Origin of the sequence: Microbacterium sp. R1, from assembly GCF_015159725.1 — a bacterium.
GTDB lineage: Bacteria > Actinomycetota > Actinomycetes > Actinomycetales > Microbacteriaceae > Microbacterium > Microbacterium oxydans.
Genome location: NZ_JADDUD010000002.1, coordinates 15,825 through 42,490, shown reverse-complemented (window position 1 = coordinate 42,490; position 26,666 = coordinate 15,825). Strand labels below are relative to the sequence as shown.

The following is a 26,666-nucleotide window of genomic DNA, read 5'->3' as shown; positions in this document are numbered from 1 at the left end:
CCCTTGGGCGGAGTGTCGAGGTGCGACACTCCGCGCTGAGAAGGGATCGTCTCCGTTTTCGCCGGCGGCCCTGCGGATGCGGCCCTGCGGATGCAGCTCCTGCGGATGCAGAGCGCGCGGATGTCAGAGTGGTGCGACGATGTCCTGCTTCACGTCCCACTCGGTGACTTCCTGGATGCTCTCGATCTTCTGGCCCTCGACCTCGGTGGAGGCGTTGGCGGCGAGCACCGCGTAATCGCTCGTGACCTCGAAGACCATCGCGACGCTGGTGCCCTGCGCCTCCGAGGTGCCGGTGAGGAGGAACACGTCCTGGCCCAGACGCGTGCCTTTACCGGTGACGGTGTACTCGCCGGACAGCGTGTCGGCCACGCCCATCGGGTCGGACGCGTCGACGGCCTTCGCGGCCGTGCTGAGCGTGCTGATCTCCTGGTCGGTCGAGTTCTCGTCGGCGACCTGCCACTCGCCCGTCGCGGACTTGACCCACGCGTCATCGCCGATCACGATGACCGACCCGAACGTGGTGGTGGTCTCGACCGCGTCGTCGGCCGGGTTGTAGCGCGTGGTCGACTCCATGCCCAGGGTCGTCATCTTCGCGGAGAAGCCGGCGGTGTCGGTCATGGCGGCCGTGACGCACTCCGCGAGGGTGGCACCGTCGATGGTCGTGCCCTCCTTCAACTCGGGGCAGTCCGCCTGCGGTGCTTCCGCCTCCTGCGAGGCTCCGGCACTGGGCTTCTTCTCGGCGGTCGAGTCCGATCCGCTTCCGGTGCATCCGGTGAGCAGCACGGCGGCGGCGAGCACGACGCCGACCCCCCATTTGTTGACGCGCATCGCGTCCCCCCTCTGGTCGAACGCCCGATGACCGTCATCGGGCACTCTTTCCAGCATGCCAAACACCCCAGGAGTTCCCGTCACCACCGACCGCTGTGTCGGGGTCTTGTTCGCGCCCGCACCGCTCTTCCGCTAGACTGTCGAGGTTGTCTGCCTTGCGGCGTCCATTCGGGATTCCAGAGGCGGGCACGTGCACACACCCTCCTGCTCCCGGGAAATTCCCGAGAGCCGTTCTAGTCCGAAGGAGGTGGGTAAGTGACGCACCAGTACGAACTCATGGTCATTCTGACCCCCGAGATCGACGAGCGCCAGGTCGCACCTACGCTCGACAAGTTCCTGAAGGTCATCACCAACGATGGTGGCTCTATCGAGAACGTCGACATCTGGGGCAAGCGCCGTCTCGCCTACGAGATCCAGAAGAAGACCGAGGGCATCTACGCCGTCGTCAACTTCACCGCGACCAGCGCCGCCACGCAGGAGCTCGACCGTCAGCTGAAGCTGAACGAGCAGATCATGCGCACCAAGGTGCTCCGCGCTGAAGAGGCTCAGGCGATGATCGCTTCCGAGGCCAAGCGCTCCGAAGAGAAGGCTGCCCGCAAGGCCGCCAAGGCTGCGAAGGCCTAAGTCTCATGGCCGGCGAAACCGTCATCACCGTGGTGGGAAACCTCACGGCCGACCCCGAGCTGCGCTACACGCAGAACGGGCTGCCGGTGGCGAACTTCACCATCGCATCGACGCCTCGGAACTTCGACCGTGCCGCGAATGAGTGGAAGGACGGCGACGCGCTGTTCCTCCGTGCATCCGTCTGGCGCGAGTTCGCCGAGCACGTGGCAGGTTCGCTGACGAAGGGCATGCGCGTCATCGCGCAGGGCCGTCTGCGTCAGCGCTCCTACCAGGACCGCGAGGGCAACCAGCGCACCGCGATCGAGCTGGAGGTCGACGAGATCGGCCCCTCGCTGCGGTACGCGACCGCGCAGGTCACCCGTGCGGCCTCGACCGGCGGTGCCGGCGGCGGTGGCGGTGGACAGTCTCGCCCCGCGCAGCAGCAGGTGTCGGAGGAGCCGTGGTCCACGCCCGGCTCGTCGACCAGTGCCGATGCCTGGAGCACTCCGGGCAGCTTCGGCGACGACACCCCGTTCTGAAAACACTTCTCTGGCCCTGAGCTGGACCCCTGGGTCCCTGAGCTCGTCGAAGGGCCGCTCATCACTAAGGAAAAACTATGGCTGGAAAGTCGAGCGGCGACCGCCGCAAGCCGCGGAAGGGTGGCAAGCCCACCGCTCCCGCGAAGTCCATCCGGGTCGGTGTCATCGATTACAAGGATGTCGCCACCCTCCGCAAGTTCGTCTCGGAGCGCGGCAAGATCCGCGCCCGTCGTATCACCGGTGTCTCGGTGCAGGAGCAGCGTCTGATCGCCACGGCGATCAAGAACGCGCGCGAAATGGCGCTCCTGCCCTACGCTGGCGCCGGCCGGTAAGGGGTATCGAGATGGCAAAGCTGATTCTCACGAACGAGGTCGCCGGGCTCGGTAGCGCCGGTGACGTGGTCGAGGTCAAGAACGGGTACGCCCGTAACTTCCTCATCCCGCAGGGCTTCGCTACGGCGTGGACCCGCGGTGGCGAAAAGCAGGTCGCTTCGATCCAGGCCGCGCGTCAGGCACGCGCGATCCACGATCGTGACGACGCTGTCGCACTGAAGAACGCTCTCGAGGGCACCAAGGTGCGCCTCACGGTCAAGGCCGGCAAGGAGGGTCGTCTCTTCGGCTCCGTCAAGACCGACCACGTCGCGGATGCTGTCGCAGCCGCGGGCCTGGGATCGATCGACAAGCGCAAGGTGCACATCCCGTCGCCGATCAAGGTGACCGGTGAGCACGAGGCGACCGTGCGTCTGCACGACGATGTCACCGCAGTCATCACGCTGCAGGTCATCGCCGCCAAGTAAGCACACGCGGCAAAGCCCCCTGTTCTTCGGGACGGGGGGCTTTCTGCATCTTCGGATGAGGGAACGCCGCCTCAGAGGTCGCGGCCGTGCACGGGTCTGGCGTTCGCCGGCGGATCTCCGACCTCGTCGACGGTGTGGCCGGTGCAGGCCGCGGCTGTCACGCTGGCTCGTTCGACGCGCGAGACGGCGAACCACCGGATGGCATCGCGCAGTCGACACCAGCCGACCAGGTACCACCGCCCACCTGTGGAGGCGAACAACACGGGTTCGACGTCTCGGGTGGTCGCGACGCCGTCTCCCGAGGTGTAGCGGATGCGCACGACGCGCTGCTCCGACATAGCCTCCTCCAGCGCCGACCGGACCGCGCGCGACGGCGACGGGGGTGCGTCGACCCAGACGCGGTGGGCGAGCTCGTCCGCACCGGCGCGGGTGCGCGGGTCGAGGACGTCGATGATCTTGCTCACGGCGGCTGCGGCGAGATCGCCGTACGGGGCATCCGGGCTCGCCGACACGGCCGCCATCAGGGCTACGGCCTGCGCGGGCGAGAGCGTCACGGGTGGCAGGGATGCGCCCGCTGCCAGCCCGTAGCCCCCACCCGGGCCGGGGCGTGACCACAGCGGCGCGCCGCTGCGCCCGAGAGCGGCCAGGTCGCGCTTGACGGTGCGCACGGAGACCTCGAACTCGCGCGCCAGACGCTCGGCCGACACGCCCCGCGAACCGCTGCGGCGCAGCATCTCCGACAGGGCATGTAGTCGCTCCGCACGTTTCACGGGCGGACCATCACAGAATTCATGACATAGATAGTGACACACACCTGTCTGCCGTGCAGCGCAGGCTGGTGGCATGACACACACGAAGAGCAGCCCGACCATCCTTCTCATCGCCGGACATTGGCTGGGGGCGTGGGCGTGGGACGAGGTCCTCCCGCACCTGGACGATGACGGCATGCGCGCGTCCGCGATGACGCTGCCCGGCCTCGACGCGGACGACCCCGACCGCGCCGCGAGGACCCTCGACGACCAGACGGAGGCGATACGCGAGGAGCTCGCCCGACTCGGGGCTTCGGCGGAACGGCGCGCAGTGATCGTCGCGCACAGCGGTGCGAATGCTCCGGTCAGCCTGATCCTCGATCGGCACCCTGAGCTGGTCGCACGCGTCGTCTGGGTCGATTCGGGACCGCTCGCATCCGGGAGTGTGTTCGCGCCCGACCTGCCGCACGACGTGGACGAGCTTCCCCTTCCGTCCTTCGACGTGCTCGGGCAGCAGGCGAGCCTGGAAGGCCTGAGCCCAGAGATGCTCGCCCGCTTCCGTGAACAGGCCGTCCCCGAGCCGGGCCCCGTGCTGCGCCAGTCCGTCGAGCTCGTGAACGACGACCGTCGTGCCGTACCCACCACCCTGGTGTGCTGCTCGATCCGGAGCGGGCAGGTGCGGGAGCTGGCGCAAGCGGGTCATCCGATGTTCGCGGAGGTCGCCCATCTGATGGACGTCGACATGATCGACCTCCCCACGGGGCACTGGCCCATGTGGAGCCGGCCGGGCGACCTCGCCGAGCTGGTCCGGGCGGCGGCCGCCCGGACCAGCTGATCGAGTCGGAGCGCTACTCGCGCTCGCCTGCGACCTCGAAGATGTCGGTCGGGGTCTCGGCTGCCGCGGCACGCCGTTCCTCGCGCCGTGCGCGTCGCTCCGCGCGCTTCGCGATGCGGCGGTCCCGCCGGCGCTCCACCAGTGTGTAGAGGATCGGCACGAGCACGAGCGTGAGCAGCGTCGAGGACACGAGCCCGCCGATCACCACGATCGCGAGGGGCTTCGAGATGAACACGCCGCCACCGGTCAGCCCGAGGGACATCGGGATCAGGGCGAACACCGTGGCGGCCGCCGTCATCAGGATCGGACGGAGTCGCAGACGCGTGCCGTGCTCCACGGCGTCGTCGAGACTCGCGCCCGCCTCGCGGAGGCGGTTCACCAGGTCCATGAGCACGATCGCGTTCGTCACGACGATGCCGATCAGCATCAGCAGTCCGATCAGCGCGGGCAGGCCCATCGGAGTACCGGTGAGGAGCAGCCCGAGGATCGCCCCGGTCGCCGCGAACGGGATCGAGATGAGCAGCACGAGCGGACCACGGAAGTTGCGGAACGTCGCCACCATCACCAGCAGCACGAGCACGATGGCGCCGAGCATCGCCAGACCGAGCTGGCTGAACGCCTCGTCCTGCTGCGCCGACGCGCCGCCCTGTTCGAAGGTGACCCCTGCCGGCAGGTCGGTCTCGGCGATGGCCTTGTCGATGGCCAGTCCGGCGGCGGACAGCCCGCCCTTCTCCGGCGTCACCGTGAGCGTGATCTGGCGCTCACCATCGGCGCGTGTGATGGTCGGAGCAGTGAGCTCCTCCTCGACCGTGGCGATCGCGGCGAGCGGGATCGCGGTGCCGGTGACCTCGGCGGCCGCCTTCTGCTCGGCCTCGGCTGCCTCGGCCTCGGCCTGCTGGGCGGCGGCGTCGGAGCGGCTCTGACGCAGGGCCTTGATCTGCTCGTCGGCGGCCGTGATCCCGGACTGCGCGCCGTCGATCGCACTCTGGAGTGCGGCGAGCTGTTCTGCGCGCTCCGTCTGGGCCTTGAACATGGCCTCGTCGTCGGGGCTCAGCGGGTCCGCCGGAACGATGGGTGCTGCCGACAGCTCGGCCAGTTGACGGTTGAGGGCACCGATCTGGCCGGCCATCTCCGCGCGCTGCTTCGTGGCCGTGTTGATCTGCGAATTGAGTTCGTTCTCCGCCTTGACCTTGGCCTCGTTCGCCTTCGCATCGGCCTTGGCCTGGAGGGCGTCCGCTGCCGCCTTCTGCGCTTCGGCGGTCTGCTGGGGCGTGACCGGAAGCATGATCTCACCGAGCTTGTCGGCGGTGCGTGCCGATCCCGGCGTGCGCACGACGATGTCGCGCTCCTGGCCTTCGTACATGAGGGTGCCGACCGTGGTTCCGGACAGCGCCTCCTGAACGGCCTTGGCGATCATGGAGCGGTCGAATCCGAGGCGCGTGGCCAGAGGCTCGTCGACCTTCACGCGCAGCACCGGCTGTTCACCGGACAGCTCGCTCTTCACGGAGCGCACTCCGTCGGCGTCGGCCAGCTGCTTCTCGAGCAGGTCGCTCGCCGTCCGCAGCGCGGTGGGGTCGTTGCCCTGGATCTGGAGGGCGATGCCGTCACTCGCCCCCGCCAGGGAGGCGTCCTGCGCGGCGAGCTCGATCTCTCCGCTGTCGGGCAGCCCGTCGAGGGCCTTCTGCACCTGTGCTTCGACATCCGCGACCTCGGCGCCGTCCTCCACGCGGAGGTCGTACGTGATCGAGGTGGGTGTGCCGGGGGTCGGCACCGGGATCGACGTGGTGATGTCGGCGATCCCGTCGATCTTCCCGAGCGTCTTCTCGACGGGTTCCGCCGCGGCGACCAGATCGGCCGTGGCCTCCTTCGGCGGGGTCTGCACGACTTGGAGGCTCGCCTGGCCGGACGACCCCAGGAAGTCCGTCTGGATGAACGGGGTCATGCCGAGGGTCACGACCAGCAGCAGCGCGGAGGCCACGAGTGTGATCACCGGGTGCCGACGGGTCGCGTTGAGGGCCGGCATGAACGTGCGCTGCAGGCGGTCCGGAGCGGAGTGGATCTCGTCGAGCTCCGACGGGATGTCGCTCTCGCGGGCGGGTTCGGCGGAGGAGGAGGCCGTCCCGAGCGCTGCCGTCACCGCTGTCGTCGTCGCCGCGGCGGCAGTACTGCCGTCCTCGACCGACTCCGCCGACGAGGGCTGCGCCCCCTCGGGGGTCGACGTCCGGTGTCGGGGTGCCATGTTCAAGAACCACGAGGCGAGCACGGGCACGATGGTGAGCGACACCACGAGCGACGCGAGCAGGGCGATCGAGACGGTCACAGCGAACGGGCGGAACAGCTGACCGGCGATACCCGAGACGAACGCGATCGGAAGGAACACCGCGACGGTGGTGAGCGTCGATGCGGTGATGGCGCCGGCGACCTGCCGCACGGATGCGACGATGCCGTCGATCGTGAGCGGACCATCGCCGCGTCGCCGCGAGATGTTCTCGATCACGACGATCGAGTCGTCGACCACGCGTCCGATCGCGATCGTGAGCGCGCCGAGGGTCAGGATGTTGAGAGTGTTGCCGCTCCACCACAGGCCCACGAGAGTGATGAGCAGCGACAGCGGGATCGAGACCGCCGCGATGATCGTCGAGCGCCATGAGCGCAGGAAGGCCAGGATCACGAGCACCGCGAACAGCAGGCCGAGACCGCCTTCCACGGAGAGGTCGTGGATCGACTGCTCGATGTAGGGCGCCTGGTCGAAGATGGTGACGAACTCGGCGTCCAGGATCGGTGCGAGCCGGTCGAGCTCGGCGTTCACGCCGTGCGAGATGTCGACGACGTTGGCGCCCTGAGAGGGGATGACCTGGAGCGTGAGGGAGGGCTTGCCGTTGACGCGCGAGATGGTCTGCGCCGGAACCGTCTCGATCGAGACGTCGGCGAAGTCGGCCACCGCGACCGCGCCGTCGGGGGTGGGGACGGAGAGGGTCTGGATGTCCTCCAGGGTCGCCAGCCGGGATCCGACCGTGATCGAGAGCGGGCCCTCGGCCGAATCCGCCTGGCCGGCGGGGAGCGCCGCTCCGTGGGCCTCCAGGAGCGGTCCGAGTGTGGAGGGCTCGACCTTGAGGCGCGTGACGTCTGCGGAGCGGAGGTCGATCGTGATGCGCTGCGTCTCCTGACCGGCGAGCGTGACGTCGCGAACACCTGAGACGGTCTTCAGCGCCGGGACGACCGTCTGCTGCAGGGCGTCCCCGAAGGCCTCCTGGTCGCCGCTGGTCCCCGCGCTCAGCACCATCGCGGGCAGGTCTCCCGCGCCCCCCGAGGCCACGTTCACCTCGGTGCCGGAGGGGAAGCCGGGCTTCAGGGACTCCGCCGCGCTGCGGATGGTGCGCAACGTCTCCTCGTCGTCTTCGCCGAAGGTCCACTCGACGAGGACCTGCGCGTCGCCGGTCGCCGTCGTCGAGGTGACGCTGGTCACGCCGGGTACGGCGCGGACCGCCTGCTCCAGCGGCTCGGTGATGGTGCTCGCCATCTCCTCGGGGGCAAGACCCTGCGACTGCGCCGAGATGAAAGCCATGGGCGCCTGCAGCGACGGCATCAGCTCCTGCTTGAGCGAGTTCATCGATATCAGCCCGAGGGCGACGATCGCGAGCGTCGCGAGCGAGAGGATGAGGCGGTTCTTGAGACTGCTGCGGGTGAGGAACGACATGGCGCGGTGGCGTGCTTTCGTGTGAGGCGCGACGGACGGACAGGCGGACGCGCGGCGGGTGCGGCCGGCGGGCAGCCGCCAGTCGTCGGGCCGTACCGGTTCCCGCCCGGTTCCTGCACAGATCGATGAGAGGCGACTGCGCAGCGGCGACACGGTCGATGCTTCGAGCCTGCCGGTTCGGCCGCACCGGGACATCCCCCCGAGGGCTGATACCGGTCATCCCGCGGGACGATGATCGGCCGGGAAGAGCACGGTTGCGGGAACGTATGCGGTTCTGCATACACTCCCGCAACATCGGCTGCGCTTGGCTCGAAGGCATGAGTGCTCTCCTGGTGAACCCCACGTCTCGTCGCCGAACCGGCCTCCGCGCGTGACCGTGGTCTCGTCGCCACCCCGGGCGGCGTGGGGAGATGCCGCGAAGGGGCTGCTGATCGTCCTGGTGGTCTTCTGGCACGTCGTGCTGAAGACGTACCTGCAGGTCGATTGGCGCATCGGCATCCCGATCCCCGGTGTCTGGGGACTCGCCAGCGATCTCATCTGGCCGTTCCTGATGCCGTTGTTCCTGCTCGTCTCCGGCTACTTCGCCGCCGGTGCACTGGCGCGGCCGTGGGCTGCCGTGTGGCGACCTCGGGTCGTGCGCTTCCTCTACCTCTATCTGGTGTGGACCCTCATCCACATGCTCGCGATGTGGGCGTTCCCCGACTTCCCCACGTTCGTTCCCCGCAGCGTGTCCGAGTTCGTCGAAGGGGTGACGATCAGCCCGCCGAACACCTGGTACCTCTACGCGCTCGCGCTGTACTTCCTCGTGGCCAAGGGGCTGCAGCGTCTTCCGCGCTGGACGCTCCTGGTCGCCGCATCGGCGCTGTCTGTCACAGTCGCCGCCGGCGTGGTCGACGTGGTGAGCAATCGAGGCTCGCTCCTCTACAACCTGCTGTTCTTCCTGGTCGGGGCCTATCTCGCGCCGCGGATCGGTCGTTTCACGGCACGGCCGCGGCGTCTCGCGGCAGGGGTGCTCCTGCTCGCCTACCTTGCCGCCTACGCCGTGATGCGAGTGACGGGCGCGGAGCAGGTGCCCGGCGTCTGGCCGATCGTGTCGTTCGTCGGAGTGACGATGGGTCTCGCCGTCGCGACCCTGCTCCCGGGGGTGCCGTTGCTGGGGAGAGGGCTGACATGGCTGGGGGCACGCACCCTGCCGGTCTACCTCCTCCACATGCCGCTCCTGGTGCTCGCGGATGCCGCACTGGTGGGTCCCCTGTCCGACGCGGGGAGCGCCGCACAGCTCGTGGGCGCGCTGGTGCTCCCGCCGTTGCTGACGGGTGCACTCGTGGCGGCCTGCGTCTTCCTCGCGCGGCTCACGGAGCGCGATGGGCTGTCCTGGCTCTGGGATCTTCCCCGGTTGCGGGCCGACCGGAAGAGTGGTGCTGCTCGCCCGCGCATCCCCTGGCGCACTCCGGTGGCGGTGCTGGTGCTGGTCGCCATCGCCGTCGGGCTGAGCGCGGCGGCGGCGTTCCCGGCGCGCACGTCAGAGGCGCGCGCTTCGTCTGCGACGCGCTCGGGGGAGGTGAGCATCGGAGCGGTCGGGGACGTCCTCCTCTACGACGTGCAGCACGCCGTGCCGGATGATCGCGGCCGGGCATACTTCGACGATGTCCGGCCGTGGTTCACGGAGGACATCGTCACGGGGAACCTCGAACAGGCGATCAGCGCGGAGACCGGGTACGACAAGTGCGGCCGCAGCGCGAGCTGCCTGGCGTTCCGGAGCGATCCCGATGCCGCCGCCCACCTGCAGGGCTTCGACCTGCTCAACCAGGCCAACAACCACAGCCACGACTACGGGAGGACGGGTTTCGACGAGACGAGGACGCTCCTGCGTGCGGTGGGGATCGACGCCGTGGGGGAGCGCGACGAGATCGTCGTCACCCGCGTCGGGAGCACCTCGGTGGCGATGGTCGGATTCGCGCCTTACAGCGGCTTCAACCGCATCACCGACCTGCGGCACGTGCGGCAGCTGGTGCGCGCTGCTGCGGCGCAGGCCGACATCGTGGTCGTGCATGCGCACATGGGGGCGGAGGGCCCCGGCGCCGACGCGGTGACACCGGGCACCGAGTTCATGTACGGCGAGAACAGGGGAGACCCGATCGCGTTCGCGCACGCAGCGGTCGACGCGGGCGCCGATCTGGTGATCGGACACGGCCCGCATGTGCTCCGCGGGGCGGAGTTCTACCGCGGGTGTCTGATCGCCTACAGCCTGGGCAACTTCGGGGGCGGGGGAGTGTTCGGCGCCGAGGAGGAGACACGCTACGGCGCCTATCTCTCCGTCCGGCTGCGAGCGGACGGCAGCCTCGTGGCCGGGCGGGTGCGACCCGTGCGGTTCGAGTTCGACGGTGGCGCGCCGCATCCCGACTCGACCGGTCGGGTGACCGACCTGATGAACGAGCGGAGTCGGCGTGACTTCCCCGACACGGCGGCGCTCATCGACGAGGGCGGTGTGCTCCAGGTGCCATAGCGCGCGTCGGGGCTGGTCGAAGGTCGTCGAAGACTGGACGAAAGTCTCCCCGGTTCGGCGTAATGATCCGACCTCCCGTTCCATCTCTCAGGTGTGAGGGTTGCTCGGTCGAAAGGGGGCCGGGCATTGCGAGGGGTGAGGGAAATCGTGAGTGGTCGAAGCCCAGCGGATCGGCTTATCGATGAGTTGGAGGTCGAGTGCGGGGCGAGCGTGCAATGCGTCACGGATCGGGTCTCCGCCATGATGGGGATCGATATCGAAGTGCAGGTTCTCGGTGAGGCGGAATGGCAGGCGACGCCCAGGCACGTGTTGGTGGAGGGTGATCGCGCCAGGATCCCCGTCCGGGCTTCCGACCCGCGCTGGTACCGGTTGCATGTGGTCGTCCACGAACTCGCGCATCTGCTGAGCGGAGACTCCCGCTGCACCGCCCTTCCGATGTCGTTCGATCAGCTCCGGCGCCCCGCCCAGGCGCGAGTGCTCATGCATGCGGGTATCAGCGGCTTCGAGCCGGACGAACCGGGTGCAGACGAGATCGCCGAGCAGCAGGCCGATGTCCTCGCTCGTCGCCTGGGCGCCTTGCTCTGAACCATCGCGCGGGAGCGCATGAACCGCCCGGGCATCCGTCCGCACTCCCGGCCGGCACGCCGATAACCCGCTTCCGGGCGCGACGGATGCCCCGTGGGTGGGGATTCCACGGGGCATCCGCCCTTCTGCGCCGGCGTCGAACGACGGTGTGAGCTGGGGGCTACGACTCCGTCGACGTATGGGGTGGACGCAGCGGCGCACCGGCGGTGCGGGTCTCCTCCCCCGAGGACGAGCGCACCGCCGGCGTCATCGCTACGCCGTCAGCCGGCGGCGTCGCAGCAGTCCAGCGCCTCCGAGGAGAAGCAGGATCGCGGCGAGGGAGATCAGTCCTTCAGCGGGCGCTCCACCCGTCATCGCGAGTCCGTGGGCCTGGCCGGTGGTCGCTGCGCCCGAGGCGAAAGCGGCTCCGGACGTGCCGGGGGTCGAGCTGGCGGGGTTCGTGCCCGGGATGGTGCCGGGGTCGGTGCCCGGGTTGGTGCCGGGATCCGTTCCCGGGTCCGTTCCGGGATCCGTGCCTGGGTCCGTTCCTGGGTCCGTACCGGGGTTGGTTCCCGTGCCGGGATCGGTCACCGTGGCCTCGCCGATCACGGAGATGGCGTTGCCGCCGAGCGTGATCGGCACGTTGACCGGCAGCGCCACCTGGGTGCCGCCGAGGATGCCGTCGGTTCCGGTGGTGGTGTTGCCTCCGGTGGCCGGGGCGGGAGTGGTGGTCCCGCCGGTTCCGGTGCGGGTGACGGTGGCGTCGTCGAGGACGGAGATCGCGTTGCCGGTCACGCCGATCGGGGCGGTGACGGGTGCGGTGATCTGGGTGCCGCCGAGGACGCTGTCGGTTCCGGTGGTCGTGTTGCCTCCGGTCGCGGGAGCGGGGGATGCGGTCGCAGCCGCTCCGCTGCCCGTGGCCGAGGTGTCGCCGAGCAGGGAGATCGCGTTGCCCGACACCGTGACGGGTGCCGTGACGGGCGCGGTCGCCTGCGTGCCGCCGAGGATCGCGTCGTCGCCCGAGGTGCCCGCCGACGTGGCCGGAGCGGACGAGCCAGACGGACCGGCGGTGCCGGCGCCCGTCGAGCTCGTGTCGCCGAGCAGGGAGATCGCGTTGCCCGACACCGTGACGGGTGCCGTGACGGGCGCGATGACCTGTGTGCCACTGCCGACGCCGTCCTCACCGGACGTCGTCGATCCGGTCGGGGTGGAGGGCGCCGGTGCTGCGGCTCCCTGCCCGGTCGGAGCCGTGCTCTCGGTGTCGCCGAGAACCGACACGGCGTTGCCCGTCACGGTGATCGGCGCGTTGACCGCGAGCAGTGCCTGGCTGCCCGAGAGCACTCCGTCCAGGCCGTTCGTGGTCACGAGAGGCGCCCCGGCCGATGGGTCGGTCTGGGGAGCCGAGCTCTGGGGAGTCCCGGCCGGGGCGCTGGTCGTCGACGTGTCGGTCACGCTCACGGCGTTGTTCGACACGGTCACGGGAAGGTTGACGGTGACGGCGGCCTGAGTACCGGACGCCGTCCCCGACTCGCCGCTCGTCTCGGCAGGTGCTGGTGCTGGTGCGGGTGCTGGTGCGGGTGCCGGAGCGGGCGCAGGTGCCGGGGCGGGCGCAGGTGCCGGGGCGGGCGCCGGCGCGGGGGCTGGCGAGCTCGACACGACGGCGTCGCTCACCACGGAGATGGCGTTGTTCACGACGGAGACCGGGGCGGTGATCGCCGTCTCCGCCTGGGTTCCGGAGAGCAGTCCGTCGTCTCCGGTCGTCTCGGCCGCGTTCGCGACCGTCGCGCCGAAGAGCGTGATGCCCCCGGCGATGAGCGTGCCCCAGAGGGCCCGCTTCAAGGAAGTACGCATGATGGTTCTCCTGACTGGGTGGATCGTCTGATGGGTGCACGCGATCGGAGTGCGCGTGCAGCACGGCATCTGTCGTTCCTCGGAAGGAAAGACGTGACGATCCGTCAGTCAGGAGAGACGTCGGTGTCGGCGACCGGCGAGGAGGGTACCTGGTCGTCGGAAGCGCCGGAGGTCCGCTCGCCAGCACGGAGCGGAGAAGCGTTCGCGTCGCTGAGACGCGCGGGGGACGTGCCGCTTCCGCCGCCGGAACCGGCAGAGGAAGACGCGGGAACCGCGGTGCCGAGCGCGCCTCCGGGCGGAGACCCCGCGGGCACAGGAGTGGTGTGGTCGAGGGCAGCGGTGGTGCTCTCGATCGCTGAGCGCAGGGTCGATGGAGGTGCCACGGGGGCGGACCCCGAGGTCGGTGTCCCCGATGGTGTCGCGGCGGCAGGCTGCGTCGCGAGGACGGCGGCCGCCACGACCGCGGGTTCGGCGATGACGCCGGAGACCTCGCCTGGTTCCTGGATCGGTTCCTGGGTCGTCGGAGGATTCGTCGGGTCGATGGCTTCCAGTACGGGAGGGACGATCTCGTTCGTCACGTTCCCGAGGAGGGCCGTGGTGTCGTCGACGACATCGACCACGTCGCCGACCGCCGAGATCAGGCCGAGGTCGGAGGCGAGTCCGCCGACGACGGGGATGCCGGACACGGCCTCGAGAACCGGGTCGGTGATCTGCGAGACCGGCGCTCCGGTGAGGGTATCGGTGACCGGGGCGACGACGGTGGCCGCCGTCTCGGTCACGGCGTTCACGACGGGTGCCACTGTCGGCCCGACGACCGGTGCACTCGTGACCGGCTGCGTGACGGCGGCGACCACGGCGGGGGCGGCCTGCTGCACGGGGGCGACCACCTGAGTGACCACGGGAGCGACCACCTGCGTGACCACCGGAGCCACGGGGGTCATGACGGTGGACACCGTCTCGCTGACCAGTGTGGTGAGTCCGTCGAGGGGGCCGTCTTCCTGTTCGTCCGCGTGCGCGGACCCGCCCGCGAAGAGCACGGCGAGCGTCGTCAACGCGAGCACGCCGATGCCACCCCAGAAGACGCCGGCAGATATGCCGCGTCGGGTGGCTCGAGCGTCCACGTCAACCTCCCCCTCAGAAGGCCAAGCACGTGTGCCTCCCCCTCAGAAGGCAACGCCTGTCGACGCAGGTGCGTCGATTGCGGGTGACGATACTCGCGCGCAGGCGATCTGTCTAGGGGGTTATCCGCGGGTTTCTGCGGATGTCAGCGCGTGACGCGCCCGAGGAAATCTCGGCTTGACTTTCCCCAGGTTCTACACATCCCGAACGCGCAGAGGGCAACCTTCAACGCCCGATTTAAACTGATTTTCATCCACAGCCTGGGGAATCGATAAAAGCCTGTTCAAACCCGATAAAAAAGTTTGGATACGCGCTCCTCCACGGGGTTATCCACACCCGTTGTGCACAGACACTCCAGGCTTGTTCGCACGCTCTCCACAGAGTTATCCACAGGCCGTCTTGCATGGGGAAACAGTCGCTCGTAGCGTGGGCGAGCGACCGAATGTCGGAAGCCTCTGTTCTGCTGTTCAGGACGGCGTGAGCGCCGAGACCCGAGGGGCCCGCCCCCGGACGTCGCACCACGACATCGCATCGGAAACGTCGCATCGAAGGGAAGACTGTGTCGATCGCCGACATCTCAGAGGAGCGCATGGGCGCGAAGCGCGCGCCGGAGCGCACGCCTCCCCACGATCTCCTCGCCGAGCAGAGCGCCCTGGGCGGAATGCTCCTGTCGAAGGACGCGGTCGCGGATGTCATCGAGACCCTCAAGGGCGCCGACTTCTACATCCCGAAGCACGAGCTGATCTTCGAAGCGATCCTGTCGCTGTATTCGCACGGCGAGCCCACCGACGTCGTCGCCGTCACCGATGAGCTCATCAAGACCGGCGAGCTCGGTCGCGCCGGCGGCGCCGACTACCTGCACACGCTGACGTCGATCGTCCCCACGGCCGCGAACGCCGGCTACTACGCCGGTATCGTCTCGGAGCGCGCCATCCTGCGCCGCCTCGTCGACGCCGGCACCCGCATCGTGCAGCTCGGCTACGCCGGTGAGGGCGATGCGACCGACATCGTCAACAACGCGCAGGCCGAGATCTACTCGATCACCGGATCCGAGACGGCCGAAGACTACGTGCCGCTGCAGATCGCCGTCGACGCCGCGCTCGAAGAGATCGAGGCTGCCAGCGGTCGCGACGGGTCGATGACCGGGGTGCCGACCGGCTTCAAGGAGCTCGACGAGCTCACCAACGGCCTGCACGGTGGTCAGATGATCGTCGTCGCCGCTCGACCCGCCATGGGTAAGTCCACGCTCGCGCTCGACTTCGCGCGCGCGGCGTCCATCGGTCACAACCTCCCCTCCGTCTTCTTCTCGCTCGAGATGGGCAAGAGCGAGATCGCCATGCGTCTGCTCAGCGCCGAAGGTGCCATCCCCTTGCAGAACATGCGAAAGGGAAATCTCGACCCGCGCGACTGGACCACGGTCGCCGCCACGCGAGGACGCATCAACGACGCTCCGCTCTACATCGACGACAGCCCCAACATGACGCTCGTCGAGATCCGGGCGAAGTGCCGTCGCCTCAAGCAGCGCGAGGGCCTGCGCATGGTCATCATCGACTATCTGCAGCTCATGACGTCGGGCAAGCGCGTCGAGTCGCGTCAGCAGGAGGTCTCGGAGTTCTCGCGAAGCCTCAAGCTCATCGCCAAGGAGCTGCAGGTTCCGGTCATCGCCCTGTCTCAACTGAACCGTGGTCCGGAGCAGCGCACCGACAAGAAGCCCGCCATCAGCGACCTGCGAGAGTCCGGCTCGATCGAGCAGGACGCCGACATGGTCATCCTGCTGCACCGCGACTCGGTCTACGACAAAGACGTGCGTCCCGGTGAAGCCGACCTGATCGTCGCCAAGCACCGTAACGGTCCGACCGCGACGATCACGGTCGCGTTCCAGGGGCACTACTCGCGCTTCGCCGACATGGCTCCCGGCGGCGACTTCAACTGAGTGCGAATCCTCCCTGATGAGGCGTCGCCACGCGGGGAGGGGCGGAGACCGACGGTCAGAGGGCGAGCAGCCGATCCGCACGCTTCCTGTCGATGCCTCCGCGCCATCCGGAGAGCGGCGGTGTGATGTCCGACCGCGGACCGCCAGCCCACGCGTCCGCGACTTCCCCGCGCGACACGAATCGGTCCCAGCTCGGGGGCAGCGTGCTCGGCAGCAGACCGTACTCGGCAAGTCCGATGAGGATGCCGTACCGCTGGTACTTGTCCGTTCCCGGGATGACCTTGGCGCGGGCGACGGCCTTCTCGAGTCCGCCCGCCGTCGTGCCGGCCGGCTGCGAGTCGATCACCTCGATGAGGGTGCGCAGTCGCTCGCGGTCCTCCTGCGTCGGAACGGGAAGTCCCATCATGGCAGCGGTCTCGAGGTCAGGGAGATAGCGGGCCGGCTGTTCGTTCCACGCCCAGCCGAGCGCGATTCGCAGCAGCACCTCGGTCGCGTCGAACTCATGAGCCTCTCCCTGCCCTCGCGCCAACCCGCAGTCCGGGAGGCCGTCGACGTCGACGGGAGCGGTCGCGAGGTGTCGTGCCCAGGCGAAGGAGATGACGATCTGGCGTCCGTGTGCGGCGCTGCCGAGGCCCGCGACGAAAGCGCCGAGCACCGCATCCTCGTCCAGCGCCGAGGCGGCGGTGATCGAACGTTCGAAGACATCGGCGGGAGTGGGACGCTCGACCGCGCGGATCGGCCAGCCGAACGATGACGCCGCCGCCACATCGCCGGAGTCGTCCGTACGGTCGGCCCCGGAGATGCCGCCGGTCCGTGTGAAGCGGTATCCGTACAGTCGCATGAGGACGTCAAGCTCGGCTCCGGCGGGAAAGCGGCGTGGTGCGGTGATCACCTCGCCAGGCTAGAGCACATCGGCAAGGGCACCTCGGTCAGGTAGCCGCCCCGACCCGCGACGCTCTACAGCCCGAAACGCATACGCTCACGCAACATCGGATGCGGTGGGGTGGACGTATGAACCCCTCTGCTCGCCCTCGCGCATCCTCCGGTCCCCGGCTGCTCGTCGCGGGTCTCGCAGCGCTGGCGGTCGTCGCCGTCACACTGACACCGCGCCGATTCGCGGGTCCTGCCCGCGCGCTCTTGATGGACTTCGCCCACGTCTTCGCCGCGCCGCTGGTCGAACCGATGAGCTATCTCCAGCTGGAGAGCATTCTCAATGCTCTGCTCTTCGTGCCGCTCGGAGCCGCAGTGGCGCTCGCGCTCAGCAGGCGCCTCTGGATACTCGCGCCCGTGCTGGTGTTCGGTACGTCGTTCGCGATCGAACACGTACAGGCCTCGATACCCGGTCGCGTTCCCGACGTGCAGGACATCGTCTGGAACACGGTGGGCGGCGTCGTGGGAGCAGTCGTGGTGGGGATCGTCCGAACAGTTCTCCGGCCGATCCGCCGATCTCGCGCTGGCGACGGAGAGTAGTCGTTGATGCTGCTCCGGTAGCGGTCAGCCCGGTCCTGGCCCGCACGAACACCGAGTCGGCGCCGAGCCTGCGTTCGAGCGGAATCGGCAGGATCGAGTCGATCGTCGGCGGTTCTCGGCCTGGTCGGACATACGCCGGTCGCTCAGGATGGATTCTCCGAGATCGACGGGAGAGCATCACGGTGACTGTCTATTGGGTGAACACGTTCACGAGCATTCGAGATCACGAGACGCTTGCGCGGTACGTCGAGCGCGCAGGTCCCGCGATGCGGGCCGGGGGCGGAAGGTTCCTCGCGCGGGGTGCGCCTCTCGCAGTGCTGGAAGGCGAGTCGGCGTTGCGCACGACGATCATCGAGTTCCCGGATCTCGAGGCTGCGGTGGCGGCGTACCATTCCGAGGCCTATCAGGAGGCGCTGCGCATCCTCGGTGATGCCGCGACGAGGGAGATCCGGGTGATCGCGGCGGTGCCGGCGGCGGACTGAGCCCGGCGACAGTGCGCCTCCGCACCCGAGGGGATGCGGAGGCGCACTGCGGAGTGCCGGGCTCAGCCCACCGGTTCCGTCGTGAAGGTCACCGCGAAATCCGGAACCTCCTTCGGGAGGAAGGATGCGGAGCCGACCTCGACGGGAGTGGTGTCTTCGATGGACACGTTCCCGGGACCGGGGGGAACCCGGAGCAGGAACTTCTCGATCCGGAGGATGGAGCCGGTCGGGGGATTGACCGTCAGGCGGAAGCGGGCGTCGTCGGTCTCGTACACCAGGATCTTGTCGGCGGAGGCGTCGTTCTCAACGGCCATCCCGTCTGCCAGGGCGAGTGCCTCCAGGAACGTCGCGCGATACTCCGGGGAGGCGGAGAGGATGGGCACTGAATGTCCGAGTTCGTTGAGCATATGCTCCGCGGCGGGGATGTCGAGCCGTTCCTCGATGCTCGCGTACAGTCCGTTCGACTCCGGTTCGCCGTCCATGGGCATCCTCGCCGCTTCTGCTTTGGCAGCGATCAGTTGATCCTCCATGCCGGTCGTCCATGCGGCGAGGAAGGCCGCGGGGTCCGACGGGAAGTCGGTGGTCGACACCGGGAGTTCCCCGATGGGAGGGGCGTCGACGTCGACATCGCGCACCGTGAGGGGCTCCGCGCCGATGGGGAAGGATGACCCGTAGTACGAAGTCCAGGCGCGGTGGACGGCCGTGGCGTCGCCGTAGGTCTCGGTGGCGTGCAACTCGGTGTGCGACGTCTGCGACGAGCTTCCGTCCGCCGCATGGAGATACGTCACAGCCGATTCGGTGACGACGGCACCCGTGGCATCCGTCCTGAAGCTGCCGAACGGAGGGGACTGCTCATTCCGACCACCGACGAGGCGCAGGTGTCTGGTCGCCATGGTCACCTGGACCGGCTGCGCGGCAGCCGATCGGATGGAGGCCGCGGTCTCGTTGAGATAGGTCGATGCCGAGGCGGCCGGCGGTTGGCCGACGACTCCCGGCGGGATGAGTACGGAGGCGGCGACGGCGACCGCGGCGACCGCCGTGCCCGCGAGGGAGATCCCGATGATCCGTCCGAGTGGGCGGCGACGTCGCGACTGCGCGATCGCCTGGTGGAGGGCGCGGCGAGGTGCCTGCGGCGATGTGGGGTAGGTGGGCTTCATCTCCCGCACCGTGTCAAGGATGTCCATGGATGGTCTCTTTCTCGGCAAGTCGAATGTGGGTGGTCGCCGCGCGCGGCCGGTGGGGTTGAGCCGGCGACGGCGGGGGAGGAGCGGCGAGCTTCGCCCTGATGCGGCTGAGGCGTGAACGCACGGTACCGACCGGGATCGCGAGCGCCGCGGCGATCTGCTCGTATGTGAGATCGCCCCAGGCGTGCAGGAAGAGCACCTCGCGGTCACGGGCCGTCAGCGCGGCGATGCGGGGGTAGAGGCGCTCGATCTCGCCTGCTGCATCGAGCTGCGAGGAGGAGCGGTCGTGATCGTCGGCAGCCACCTGGTCGTGCTGACCGACGGACGCCTGCAGCGCGCGCCAGTGTTGCGCCTGGGCCCTTCGGTGCTGTCCGAGGACATTCGTCGCGATGCCCATCAGCCAGGGCAGCGCGGAACTCCGCGTCAAGTCGTAGCGCCTCCGCTTGCGGAACGCGATCAGGAACGTCTCGCTCACGATGTCATCGCTCGCAGCCGGTCCGACGCGGCGGGCGACGTAGGCCGAGACGGCGCCGATATGTCGCTCGAAGATCTCGGAGAACCGTTCCGCGGCCTCGAGCGATTCGCGGATGATGTCGTTGTCGTTGCTCACACTAGGTATTCGTCCGGCACGGAGATCCGGTTCCATCGGGCGGCCTGCGTCGGCGACGAAAGTGCATCAGGTGTCGCTCTCCGCCCGCTCTCCTCCCGGTGATCGCGGCAGGACCCGGGTGGTCGCTCCCGAAGCGGCGACCACGACCGCGAGTGCCGCGAGACCCCAGGGAAGCGTCGCCGCCACCGCGACGGCTCCGACCAGCAGCGGCCCACCGGCATCGCCGAGCTCGCGGCCGAGTTCGGCCGTGCCCATCGTGCGCCCCATCCGTTCGGGTGGTGTCGTCTCGGCGAGATGCGCGAAGGCGAAAGGCGTCGAGATGCCGATCCCGATGCCGAGCAGGCCGGCGGCGACGTAGAGACACGGGAGCACGGGGACGAACGCGGCGACCAGGATGCCGGCCGTGATCACCGCGAGGCCGAGTGTCATCGCGGTCCGATCGCTCAGGCGGCCGCTGTCGCGGAGCCTGCCCGCCCAGGGCTGGGTGAGTGCCGAGCTCAGCGCCAGAACCGAGGCGATCACGATGCTCGCGAAGAGGGGAGCACCTTCACTGCTGGCGAGAGCGGGGAGGAAGCCGATCGCCGCACCGAGCGCGCCGGTGGACGCGGCGAGCACGAGCGTCGGGATGAGGAAGCCCCGCTCCGTCGTCTGACGGACCAGGTCGGCGACCGTGTACCGGGGTCGAGGCAGCGGCTCGAGTCGGGGCAGGGAGATCGCCACCCAGATCGCGGTGAGGACGGCGAGCGCGCTCAGGCACGTGAAGAGGAGGGGGAAGCCGCCCCGGAAGATCAGTGCGGCGCCGAGGAGAGGACCCAGTGTGTAGCCGAGGCCCTTCCAGGACCCGTATCTGCCGAAGTATCGCCCCTTCGCGCCGGGGGCCGCGAGCCGTGCGACCGTCGCCGAGGAAGCGGGCGAGAACGCCGAGGCTGCGGCGCCCTGCCCGAGCCGTGCGATCGCGAGGGCTGCCGTGCTCGACGACCACACCCCGACGAGCGATGCGACGCCGAAGGCCAGAAGCCCGAACACGATCACCGGCTTGGCGCCGATCCGGTCGGACAGCGAGCCGAAGACGGGTTTGAGGAACACCTCGGCGAGGTCGTAGATCGCCAGAAGCGCTCCCAGACGCAGGAGGTCGAGACCGATGTCCCCGCCGGTCGCCCCGATGCCTGCGGCGATGCTGTGGGCGCCGAACGCCGTCACGAAGCCGGCTGCATACAGCGGTGCGACCTGGCGGGTCGCCGGTGCGGCGGCGGTCGGCAGGCTCACGCGTGGACGGCCTGGTAGACGAGGTCGGCGAACCGGGCGAGATCCTGAACGTACGCGGCCAACTCGCGGTCGGCGTCCTTGGACGAGGCGGAGTCGAACACGTCGCGGGCGCGGATCGTGCGGTGCCAGCGCTGCAGTCGGTCGAGGCTCTGCTCTTCCTCTTCGAGCTCGGCCAGCGTGAACTTCTTCTTCTCGATCTCACGCGCGATCTCGGCGCGGTACTTCGCGCAGTCGGCGACGAACTCCGCCCAGTCGTCTGCTCTCGCGGCGTCGAAGAGCTTCCGAAGTGCGGCGGTGTCACCGCCGTCGGCCTGGGTGCGAAGCACGAGGATGTCGCCGTTGCCGCGCTGTGCGAGCGCCCGCGCCCGGTCGACCCCCTCGACGCACGCAGGCACATCTGGCGTGACCCAGGTGCCCTGCCCTGCGGGTACCGCACCGAACTGACGCAGCTCGCGCCAGACCGCGACGCGATGCCGCGAGGGTGATGCGGGTACCTGCACCAGGAGCACGAGCCAGCCATCCGATTTCGTCACACTCGAAACTGTAACAGGTGTTACATCCATCTATGGGCGAGACCTCGATAGCGTGGAGTCCGATCATCGCGAGAGCGGGGAGGGCCATGGCTCAGCAGGAGACGGAGGATGCGCGCGTGCGCGACGGGTATGCGGCGCGTGCGGTCGAGTACACGGAGCTGTTCGGCGACATCGCGCAGATGGATGACGTCGACCGGGAGCGCATCGGTCGCTGGGCGGACGGCGTCGACGGACGCATCCTCGACGTGGGGTGTGGTCCTGGACACTGGACGGCGTTCCTCGTCGAGCGCGGTGCCGATGCCGAGGGCATCGACCTGGTGCCGGACTTCATCGCCGGTGCCTCGGCGCGATTCCCCCACATCTCGTATCGGACGGCGTCTCTGGCCGATACCGACATCCCGCTCGGTTCCTTGGGCGGCGTGCTGGCTTGGTACTCGCTGATCCACGCGACTCCGGATGGGCTTCCGCATCTGCTCGAGGCCGCTCGCCGCGGGACCCGTGAGGGCGGACATCTGCTGGTCGGCTTCTTCGACGGGGCGGACGGGCAGCCTTTCCCGCACGCCGTCACGACGGCGCACTACTGGTCGGTGCAGGGTATGTCGAACCAGCTCGAGCGCGCCGGCTTCTCGGTGCTCGACAGCGAGACCAGGGTGCAGGAGAGAAGGCGCCCGCACGCATCGATCAGCGCGGTCGCGATCTGATCGATGCGCACGGTGCCTGAGCGGATCAGGCGAGACCGCGGAAGAACCTGCGGATGTCGTCGGCCAGCAGCTCCGGCTCCTCCATCGCCGGGAAGTGCCCGCCCGCGGCGAACTCGCTCCAGTGGTCGATCGCACCGGCGGGATCCATCGTGCGCCGGATCAGGGGATGCGCGTCGAAGACGGCCCAGCCGGCGCGCACCCCGGAGGGCATGACGAAGTCCAGCTGGGCGTGCTCCGACTCGTAGAAGAACTGCGCGACTGAAGCACCGCTGCGGGTGAACCAGTAGAGACTCACGTTCGTCAGGAGCTGGTCGCGGTCGACATCCGGCGCCCCGTACCCGCCGTCGATCCTGCGCTTGAACTTCTCCACGATCCACGCGAGCTGGCCGACGGGCGAGTCGGTGAGGGCCGGTCCGACCGTGTCGGGTCGATGGTTGTGCATGCCGATGTAGCCGCGTTCCGCAGCGCTCGCAGCATGTGCGGCCTCGAGCTGGGCGAGCTCTTCCTCGGACAGACCATCGGGGGCGGGGAACATGGTGCCGACCAGTCCGAGCCACACGCGGTCGCTGGCGAAGTGCGTGCCGATGACGTGCTCCGGGTGCAGCGCGGCCAGTCTGCCGATGATGCCGGTGCCGACGTCCGTGCCGTGCGCCGCGAACCGGTCGTAGCCGAAGCGCGTCATGATCTCGGTGTAGGCGTCGGCGGTTCGAGCCAGATCCCACCCGGTGCCGGAGAGCGGGTTCGAGAACCCCAGTCCGGGCAGGGACGGGATGACCACGTGGAAGTCGTCCGTCAGCAGCGGGATCAGTCGCTGGTACTCGATGAACGACGCCGGCCAGCTGTCGCTGAGAAGCAGAGGCGTGGCTGCCGGGTTCGCCGAGCGCACATGGAGCACATGGAACGTCTGACCGTCGACGACCGTCGTGAACTGCTCATGCGCGTTGAGGGCCCTCTCCTGCGCCCGCCAGTCGAATCCATCGCGCCAGTGATCCGCGAGCTCCTGCAGGTAGGGAAGCGGGATCCCGCGGCTGAAGTCGGTGCGATCGTCACGTCCGGGAACGGGGAGCGGCCAGCGCGTGCGGGTCAGACGATCGTGCAGGTCATCGATGGCATCCTGCGGGATGTCGATGCGGAAAGGGCTGAGGGAGGTGTTCTGTGTCATGCTGTTGACGCTCTCAGGCAATGCGGAAGACCAGCTTCCGCATTTGCTGAGAGGATCAGACATGCTCGAGACCTCGGCCCGTCTGCTGGAACTGCTGTCATTGCTTCAGCTCAGACGCGACTGGACGAGTTCCGCACTCGCCGACCGACTGGGTGTGAGCACGAGGACCGTGCGCGCCGACATCGGCAAGCTCCGCTCGCTCGGTTATCCGGTGGATGCGCGCCCCGGCGTCGCGGGCGGATACCGCCTGGCCGCCGGAACCGCGATGCCTCCGTTGCTGCTCGACGACGACGAGGCGGTCGCGGTCGCCGTCGGGCTGGGGGTGGCCGCCACCTGGCGGCTCGGCGTCGAAGAGACCTCGCTCACCGCCCTCGCGAAACTCGAGCAGGTCATGCCCTCGCGACTGCGCCGTCGCGTCGACGCGATCCGTGAGGCGACGAGTGTGGTTCCTGGGGCCGAACCCCCGCTCGACCTCGCGGCGCTCAGCACGGTCGCCGCGGCCGTCCGTGCCCATGAACGGCTTCGCTTCGGCTACACGAAACCCGGCGGAGACGAAGAGAAGCGGCACACCGAACCGCAGCGCCTGGTGAGCTGGGGGTCGGTCTGGTACCTGCTCGCGTGGGATCTCGATCGTGACGACTGGCGCATCTTCCGCGTCGATCGCATGGTTCCACGGGCGTCGACCGGTGTGCGCTTCCGGCCCCGCGCGATCCCGGAGGGCGACGTCGTCGAGTACGTCGTCCGCAGGGTGACGAAGGCGTCCACCTCATGAAGCTGAGGCGGTACCCCCGGGCAGGCGGAACGTCGTCCTCGGGATGTCGTCCACGAAACGGTGCGCCAATGCGAAGGCCTGTTCTTCGGTGAGCCGGTGCTCGGAGACGAGTGCCGCCAGGTAGCCGGCGTCGAGTCGTCGGGACATGTCGTGGCGCGCGGGGATCGAGCAGAAGGCCCTGGTGTCGTCGACGAATCCGCTGGTCTTGGTGAACCCGGCACTGTCGGTCACCGATCGCCGGTAGCGCGAAATGGCGTCGGGGGTGTCGAGGAACCACCACGGCGCACCGGCGTAGACGGACGGATAGAAGCCCGCCAGCGGGCCGATCTCGCGGCTGAACGCGGTCTCGTCGACCGTGAACAGCACCAGGCGGAACGTCTCGTTCGTGCCGAAGTCGTTGAGGATCGGGGTGAGCGGTCGCGTGAAGGCGGCGACGTCCGGCAGATCGTGTCCGCTGTCCGGGCCGAACCGCGCGAGCGTGTCACGGTGGTGGTTGCGGATGACGCCGGGGTGCAGCTGCATCACGAGTCCGTCTTCGGACGACATCTCGGCCAGCCGGTAGAGCATGTTGCGACGGTAGGCGTTCGCGTCTTCCGTGGTGGCGTCGCCCCGGAGCCCGGCGGCGTGGATGCGCTCTGCATCGGCGCTCGTGAGCGGCTGCGACCCGGCATCGAGCACGCCGGTGTCGGTCGCTGTGCCGCCCGCTGCCCGGAATGCGGCACGGCGGCGGCGCAGGGCCTCGAGCAGCCCGGCGTAGTTCCCGGCATCGGTGCCGGCAGCTTCCGACAGCTCCGCGATCGCGATCGTCCAGCCCGCAGCCGATGGGTCCATGTAACGGTCGGCACGGAACGTCGGGAGCACATGCCCGTGGAAGGACGGATCGTCGCGCAGTCGTGCGTGAGCTGCGAGGTCGTCGGCGGGGTCGTCGGTCGTGGCGAGCACCTCGATGCGGAAGCGCTCGAACAACGCACGTGGGTGGAACTCGGCGGTGCGCAGCTGCGAGTCGATGTGCGCGTAGAGCTCGTCGGCGTTGCCCGCACTCGGCTGCTCCGTCACCCCGAACACCTCGGACAGCGAGGTCTCGAACCAGTAGCGCACCGGGGTTCCGAGGAAGACGTCCCAGTTCGCGCAGAACGCCCGCCATACCTCCTGCGGATCAGCGGGCGCGGCTCCCCGGCCCAGCGCGTCGAGGGGCACGCCGACTGCGTGGAGCAGACGCAGCACGTAGTGGTCGGGCGTGATCAGCAGTGTCGCAGGGTCTGGGAAGGGCTTGTCGTCGGCGAGCAATGCAGCCTCGACATGGCCGTGCGGGGAGAGGATCGGCGCCGCGGCGACGGCGTCGTACAGCCTCCTGGCGAGCTCTCGCACGCCGGGATCGGCGGGGAGGAGTCGGTCGACGTGCGGGCTGAGTTCTCTGCTCATGATTCTCCTCCAGGGGTACGGCGCGGTGCGGAGCCGGTCGACTCCCGCACGGTCAGATGGGTCGGCAGCGCGGCGATGTGGCGGCGGGTGAGTGCGCTCGCGCCGATGCGCTCGCTCTGCAGTCGATCGAGCAGCATCGATACCGACAGCCGTGCGGCCTGTTCGACCGGAGCGGTGAGGGTGGTCAGCGGCGGGTTGCAGAAGTCGGCGCCGAAGATGTCGTCGCAGCCGACGATGCTCATGTCCTCCGGAACGCGAACGCCGCGTTCCTTGAGCCGGATGAGCATGCCGATCGCGAGGAGGTCGTTGAAAGCCACGCACGCGGTGGCGCCGGTGTTCAGCGCAGCATCCGCCGCGGCCGCGCCCGCCTTCGTGCGCGGCTGGTACGGGCCCACCTTCGTGTGCTCGATCCCGAGGCGCTCGCACGCGGCCGCCACGGCACGCCAGCGGAGGTTGCTCGCCCAGCTGGTGGGGGGACCGGCCACGTAGCAGATGCGTCGATGGCCGAGCGAGGCGAGGTGCTCGACCGCCTGGTCGAACCCGAGCGGTGTGTCGATGAACACCGACGGCACTCCCGGCACCGCCCGGTTCAGCGCGACCAGAGGAAGCTCGGCGCTGAGCTCGGCGAGCCGCTCGTCGGACAGGCGGGACGCGGTGAGGATCGCCCCGTCGTAAGAGCTGCGCAGCTCTTCGAGCGTGCTCTCCTCCATCTCGGGCGACTCCTCGGTATGCACGAGGATCTGGGAGTAGCCCGCCACCCGCAGGGCCTGCTGGGTGCCGCGGATGATGCCGAAGTAGAACGGGTTGGTGACGTCGGATACGAGCACGGCGACCATGCGGGTCGATGGTGTCGCCGAGGCGTTCGACGCGGTGACGGGGGTGTAACCGAGGTCCTTCGCGATGCGGATGATGCGCTCGCGGGTGTCGGGGTTCCCGCGACCGGGGACGGCGAGTGCGCGCGAGGCCGTGGAGATCGCGACGCCGGCGGCATCGGCCACGTCTGCGAGGGTCGGCCGGTGCGGAGGCGGTGTGAGGGACGACATG

At 69.0% G+C, this 26,666-nt stretch carries 25 protein-coding genes; 12 read left to right on the top strand and 13 right to left on the bottom strand.

Annotated elements, in window-relative coordinates; translation table 11 throughout:
• Positions 1–123: 123 nt before the first annotated feature.
• Entirely contained in the window at positions 124–828 is a 705-nt protein-coding gene (locus tag ILP86_RS12030) for a hypothetical protein (RefSeq protein ID WP_227751218.1), read from the bottom strand.
• Positions 829–1,083: 255 nt separating this feature from the next.
• Here ILP86_RS12030 and rpsF point away from each other — a divergent pair, with 255 nt between their 5' ends.
• The 4 genes from rpsF to rplI all read left to right on the top strand — a co-directional run bounded on the left by rpsF (position 1,084) and on the right by rplI (position 2,766).
• The gene (rpsF, locus tag ILP86_RS12025; protein ID WP_021201450.1) at positions 1,084–1,452 is read left to right on the top strand and encodes a 30S ribosomal protein S6; all 369 of its coding nucleotides are present in this window, start codon (positions 1,084–1,086) and stop codon (positions 1,450–1,452) included.
• Positions 1,453–1,457: 5 nt separating this feature from the next.
• Positions 1,458–1,970, top strand: a complete 513-nt coding sequence (locus ILP86_RS12020) for a single-stranded DNA-binding protein (RefSeq protein WP_045262453.1) — start codon at positions 1,458–1,460, stop codon at positions 1,968–1,970.
• 77 nt (positions 1,971–2,047) lie between these two features.
• Positions 2,048–2,302: a 30S ribosomal protein S18 gene (gene rpsR / locus ILP86_RS12015; protein WP_017829850.1), complete on the top strand. Its 255-nt coding sequence runs from the start codon at positions 2,048–2,050 to the stop codon at positions 2,300–2,302.
• A gap of 11 nt (positions 2,303–2,313) precedes the next feature.
• Positions 2,314–2,766, top strand: a complete 453-nt coding sequence (rplI, locus tag ILP86_RS12010) for a 50S ribosomal protein L9 (RefSeq protein ID WP_045262454.1) — start codon at positions 2,314–2,316, stop codon at positions 2,764–2,766.
• Positions 2,767–2,837: 71 nt separating this feature from the next.
• Here the strand turns inward: rplI and ILP86_RS12005 are convergent, their stop codons facing one another.
• The gene (locus tag ILP86_RS12005; protein WP_046748527.1) at positions 2,838–3,536 is read right to left on the bottom strand and encodes a YafY family protein; all 699 of its coding nucleotides are present in this window, start codon (positions 3,534–3,536) and stop codon (positions 2,838–2,840) included.
• A gap of 73 nt (positions 3,537–3,609) precedes the next feature.
• Between ILP86_RS12005 and ILP86_RS12000 the strand changes: the two genes are divergently transcribed.
• A complete protein-coding gene (locus tag ILP86_RS12000) occupies positions 3,610–4,350 on the top strand; it encodes an alpha/beta fold hydrolase (protein WP_193762072.1) in 741 nt (246 codons plus the stop codon).
• Positions 4,351–4,363: 13 nt separating this feature from the next.
• Here the strand turns inward: ILP86_RS12000 and ILP86_RS11995 are convergent, their stop codons facing one another.
• On the bottom strand, positions 4,364–8,047 hold the full coding sequence (locus ILP86_RS11995; protein ID WP_193762070.1) for an efflux RND transporter permease subunit: 3,684 nt from the start codon (positions 8,045–8,047) through the stop codon (positions 4,364–4,366).
• Positions 8,048–8,417: 370 nt separating this feature from the next.
• Here ILP86_RS11995 and ILP86_RS11990 point away from each other — a divergent pair, with 370 nt between their 5' ends.
• Positions 8,418–10,553, top strand: a complete 2,136-nt coding sequence (locus ILP86_RS11990; RefSeq protein ID WP_193762069.1) for a CapA family protein — start codon at positions 8,418–8,420, stop codon at positions 10,551–10,553.
• A gap of 240 nt (positions 10,554–10,793) precedes the next feature.
• Complete coding sequence (locus ILP86_RS11985) at positions 10,794–11,138, top strand: hypothetical protein (protein ID WP_141368162.1); 345 nt, start codon at positions 10,794–10,796, stop codon at positions 11,136–11,138.
• A 252-nt stretch (positions 11,139–11,390) separates the two neighbouring features.
• Here ILP86_RS11985 and ILP86_RS11980 read toward each other — a convergent pair whose 3' ends face one another.
• Entirely contained in the window at positions 11,391–12,968 is a 1,578-nt protein-coding gene (locus ILP86_RS11980; protein WP_193762067.1) for a chaplin family protein, read from the bottom strand.
• A gap of 104 nt (positions 12,969–13,072) precedes the next feature.
• Positions 13,073–14,089 (bottom strand): hypothetical protein, encoded by a 1,017-nt coding sequence (locus tag ILP86_RS11975; protein ID WP_193762065.1) that lies wholly within the window; start codon positions 14,087–14,089, stop codon positions 13,073–13,075.
• A gap of 557 nt (positions 14,090–14,646) precedes the next feature.
• Here ILP86_RS11975 and dnaB point away from each other — a divergent pair.
• Positions 14,647–16,020, top strand: coding sequence for a replicative DNA helicase (gene dnaB / locus ILP86_RS11970; RefSeq protein WP_082066285.1), 1,374 nt, complete (start codon positions 14,647–14,649; stop codon positions 16,018–16,020).
• A 55-nt stretch (positions 16,021–16,075) separates the two neighbouring features.
• Here the strand turns inward: dnaB and ILP86_RS11965 are convergent, their stop codons facing one another.
• A complete protein-coding gene (locus tag ILP86_RS11965) occupies positions 16,076–16,912 on the bottom strand; it encodes a hypothetical protein (RefSeq protein ID WP_193762063.1) in 837 nt (278 codons plus the stop codon).
• 119 nt (positions 16,913–17,031) lie between these two features.
• Between ILP86_RS11965 and ILP86_RS11960 the strand changes: the two genes are divergently transcribed.
• A complete protein-coding gene (locus tag ILP86_RS11960; protein ID WP_193762061.1) occupies positions 17,032–17,490 on the top strand; it encodes a VanZ family protein in 459 nt (152 codons plus the stop codon).
• A gap of 182 nt (positions 17,491–17,672) precedes the next feature.
• On the top strand, positions 17,673–17,972 hold the full coding sequence (locus ILP86_RS11955; protein WP_046748534.1) for a DUF1330 domain-containing protein: 300 nt from the start codon (positions 17,673–17,675) through the stop codon (positions 17,970–17,972).
• 62 nt (positions 17,973–18,034) lie between these two features.
• On the opposite strand, the gene ILP86_RS11950 is transcribed toward ILP86_RS11955, so the two are convergent.
• The 4 genes from ILP86_RS11950 to ILP86_RS11935 form a co-directional block, all read right to left on the bottom strand.
• The gene (locus ILP86_RS11950; protein ID WP_141368166.1) at positions 18,035–19,156 is read right to left on the bottom strand and encodes a hypothetical protein; all 1,122 of its coding nucleotides are present in this window, start codon (positions 19,154–19,156) and stop codon (positions 18,035–18,037) included.
• A complete protein-coding gene (locus ILP86_RS11945; RefSeq protein ID WP_193762060.1) occupies positions 19,143–19,766 on the bottom strand; it encodes an RNA polymerase sigma factor in 624 nt (207 codons plus the stop codon). Before ILP86_RS11945 ends, ILP86_RS11950 begins: the two co-directional genes overlap by 14 nt.
• A gap of 66 nt (positions 19,767–19,832) precedes the next feature.
• Entirely contained in the window at positions 19,833–21,032 is a 1,200-nt protein-coding gene (locus tag ILP86_RS11940; RefSeq protein WP_308431931.1) for an MFS transporter, read from the bottom strand.
• The gene (locus ILP86_RS11935) at positions 21,029–21,565 is read right to left on the bottom strand and encodes a Chromate resistance protein ChrB (protein ID WP_227751215.1); all 537 of its coding nucleotides are present in this window, start codon (positions 21,563–21,565) and stop codon (positions 21,029–21,031) included. Before ILP86_RS11935 ends, ILP86_RS11940 begins: the two co-directional genes overlap by 4 nt.
• An 86-nt stretch (positions 21,566–21,651) precedes the next feature.
• On the opposite strand from ILP86_RS11935, the gene ILP86_RS11930 reads away from it, so the two are divergent.
• Positions 21,652–22,266 carry a trans-aconitate 2-methyltransferase gene (locus ILP86_RS11930; protein WP_113680564.1) on the top strand — a complete coding sequence of 205 codons (615 nt, stop codon included), beginning with the start codon at positions 21,652–21,654 and terminating at the stop codon, positions 22,264–22,266.
• Positions 22,267–22,291: 25 nt separating this feature from the next.
• Here the strand turns inward: ILP86_RS11930 and ILP86_RS11925 are convergent, their stop codons facing one another.
• Positions 22,292–23,428 (bottom strand): epoxide hydrolase family protein, encoded by a 1,137-nt coding sequence (locus ILP86_RS11925; RefSeq protein ID WP_193762057.1) that lies wholly within the window; start codon positions 23,426–23,428, stop codon positions 22,292–22,294.
• 61 nt (positions 23,429–23,489) lie between these two features.
• Between ILP86_RS11925 and ILP86_RS11920 the strand changes: the two genes are divergently transcribed.
• Positions 23,490–24,200 carry a YafY family protein gene (locus ILP86_RS11920; RefSeq protein ID WP_208644282.1) on the top strand — a complete coding sequence of 237 codons (711 nt, stop codon included), beginning with the start codon at positions 23,490–23,492 and terminating at the stop codon, positions 24,198–24,200.
• On the opposite strand, the gene uxaC is transcribed toward ILP86_RS11920, so the two are convergent.
• Together uxaC and ILP86_RS11910 are read right to left on the bottom strand one after the other, a co-directional pair.
• Positions 24,195–25,622, bottom strand: coding sequence for a glucuronate isomerase (gene uxaC, locus ILP86_RS11915; RefSeq protein WP_193762055.1), 1,428 nt, complete (start codon positions 25,620–25,622; stop codon positions 24,195–24,197). The two genes, ILP86_RS11920 and uxaC, sit on opposite strands and share 6 nt — an antisense overlap.
• On the bottom strand, positions 25,619–26,665 hold the full coding sequence (locus ILP86_RS11910; RefSeq protein WP_193762053.1) for a LacI family DNA-binding transcriptional regulator: 1,047 nt from the start codon (positions 26,663–26,665) through the stop codon (positions 25,619–25,621). Before ILP86_RS11910 ends, uxaC begins: the two co-directional genes overlap by 4 nt.
• Between the last annotated feature and the right edge of the window lies 1 nt (position 26,666).

Excerpts from the sequence above, each read along its gene's own strand:
- ILP86_RS12020 (WP_045262453.1), top strand. The coding sequence starts at position 1,458 with ATGGCCGGCGAAACCGTCATCACCGTGGTGGGAAACCTCACGGCCGAC.
- ILP86_RS11960 (WP_193762061.1), top strand. The coding sequence starts at position 17,032 with ATGAACCCCTCTGCTCGCCCTCGCGCATCCTCCGGTCCCCGGCTGCTC.
- ILP86_RS11925 (WP_193762057.1), bottom strand. The coding sequence starts at position 23,428 with ATGACACAGAACACCTCCCTCAGCCCTTTCCGCATCGACATCCCGCAG.
- ILP86_RS11910 (WP_193762053.1), bottom strand. The coding sequence starts at position 26,665 with ATGTCGTCCCTCACACCGCCTCCGCACCGGCCGACCCTCGCAGACGTG.
- ILP86_RS11985 (WP_141368162.1), top strand. The coding sequence starts at position 10,794 with ATGATGGGGATCGATATCGAAGTGCAGGTTCTCGGTGAGGCGGAATGG.
- ILP86_RS11995 (WP_193762070.1), bottom strand. The coding sequence starts at position 8,047 with ATGTCGTTCCTCACCCGCAGCAGTCTCAAGAACCGCCTCATCCTCTCG.
- uxaC (WP_193762055.1), bottom strand. The coding sequence starts at position 25,622 with ATGAGCAGAGAACTCAGCCCGCACGTCGACCGACTCCTCCCCGCCGAT.
- ILP86_RS12030 (WP_227751218.1), bottom strand. The coding sequence starts at position 828 with ATGCGCGTCAACAAATGGGGGGTCGGCGTCGTGCTCGCCGCCGCCGTG.
- ILP86_RS12000 (WP_193762072.1), top strand. The coding sequence starts at position 3,610 with ATGACACACACGAAGAGCAGCCCGACCATCCTTCTCATCGCCGGACAT.
- rplI (WP_045262454.1), top strand. The coding sequence starts at position 2,314 with ATGGCAAAGCTGATTCTCACGAACGAGGTCGCCGGGCTCGGTAGCGCC.
- ILP86_RS11930 (WP_113680564.1), top strand. The coding sequence starts at position 21,652 with ATGGCTCAGCAGGAGACGGAGGATGCGCGCGTGCGCGACGGGTATGCG.
- rpsR (WP_017829850.1), top strand. The coding sequence starts at position 2,048 with ATGGCTGGAAAGTCGAGCGGCGACCGCCGCAAGCCGCGGAAGGGTGGC.
- ILP86_RS11980 (WP_193762067.1), bottom strand. The coding sequence starts at position 12,968 with ATGCGTACTTCCTTGAAGCGGGCCCTCTGGGGCACGCTCATCGCCGGG.
- ILP86_RS11950 (WP_141368166.1), bottom strand. The coding sequence starts at position 19,156 with ATGGACATCCTTGACACGGTGCGGGAGATGAAGCCCACCTACCCCACA.
- ILP86_RS11920 (WP_208644282.1), top strand. The coding sequence starts at position 23,490 with ATGCTCGAGACCTCGGCCCGTCTGCTGGAACTGCTGTCATTGCTTCAG.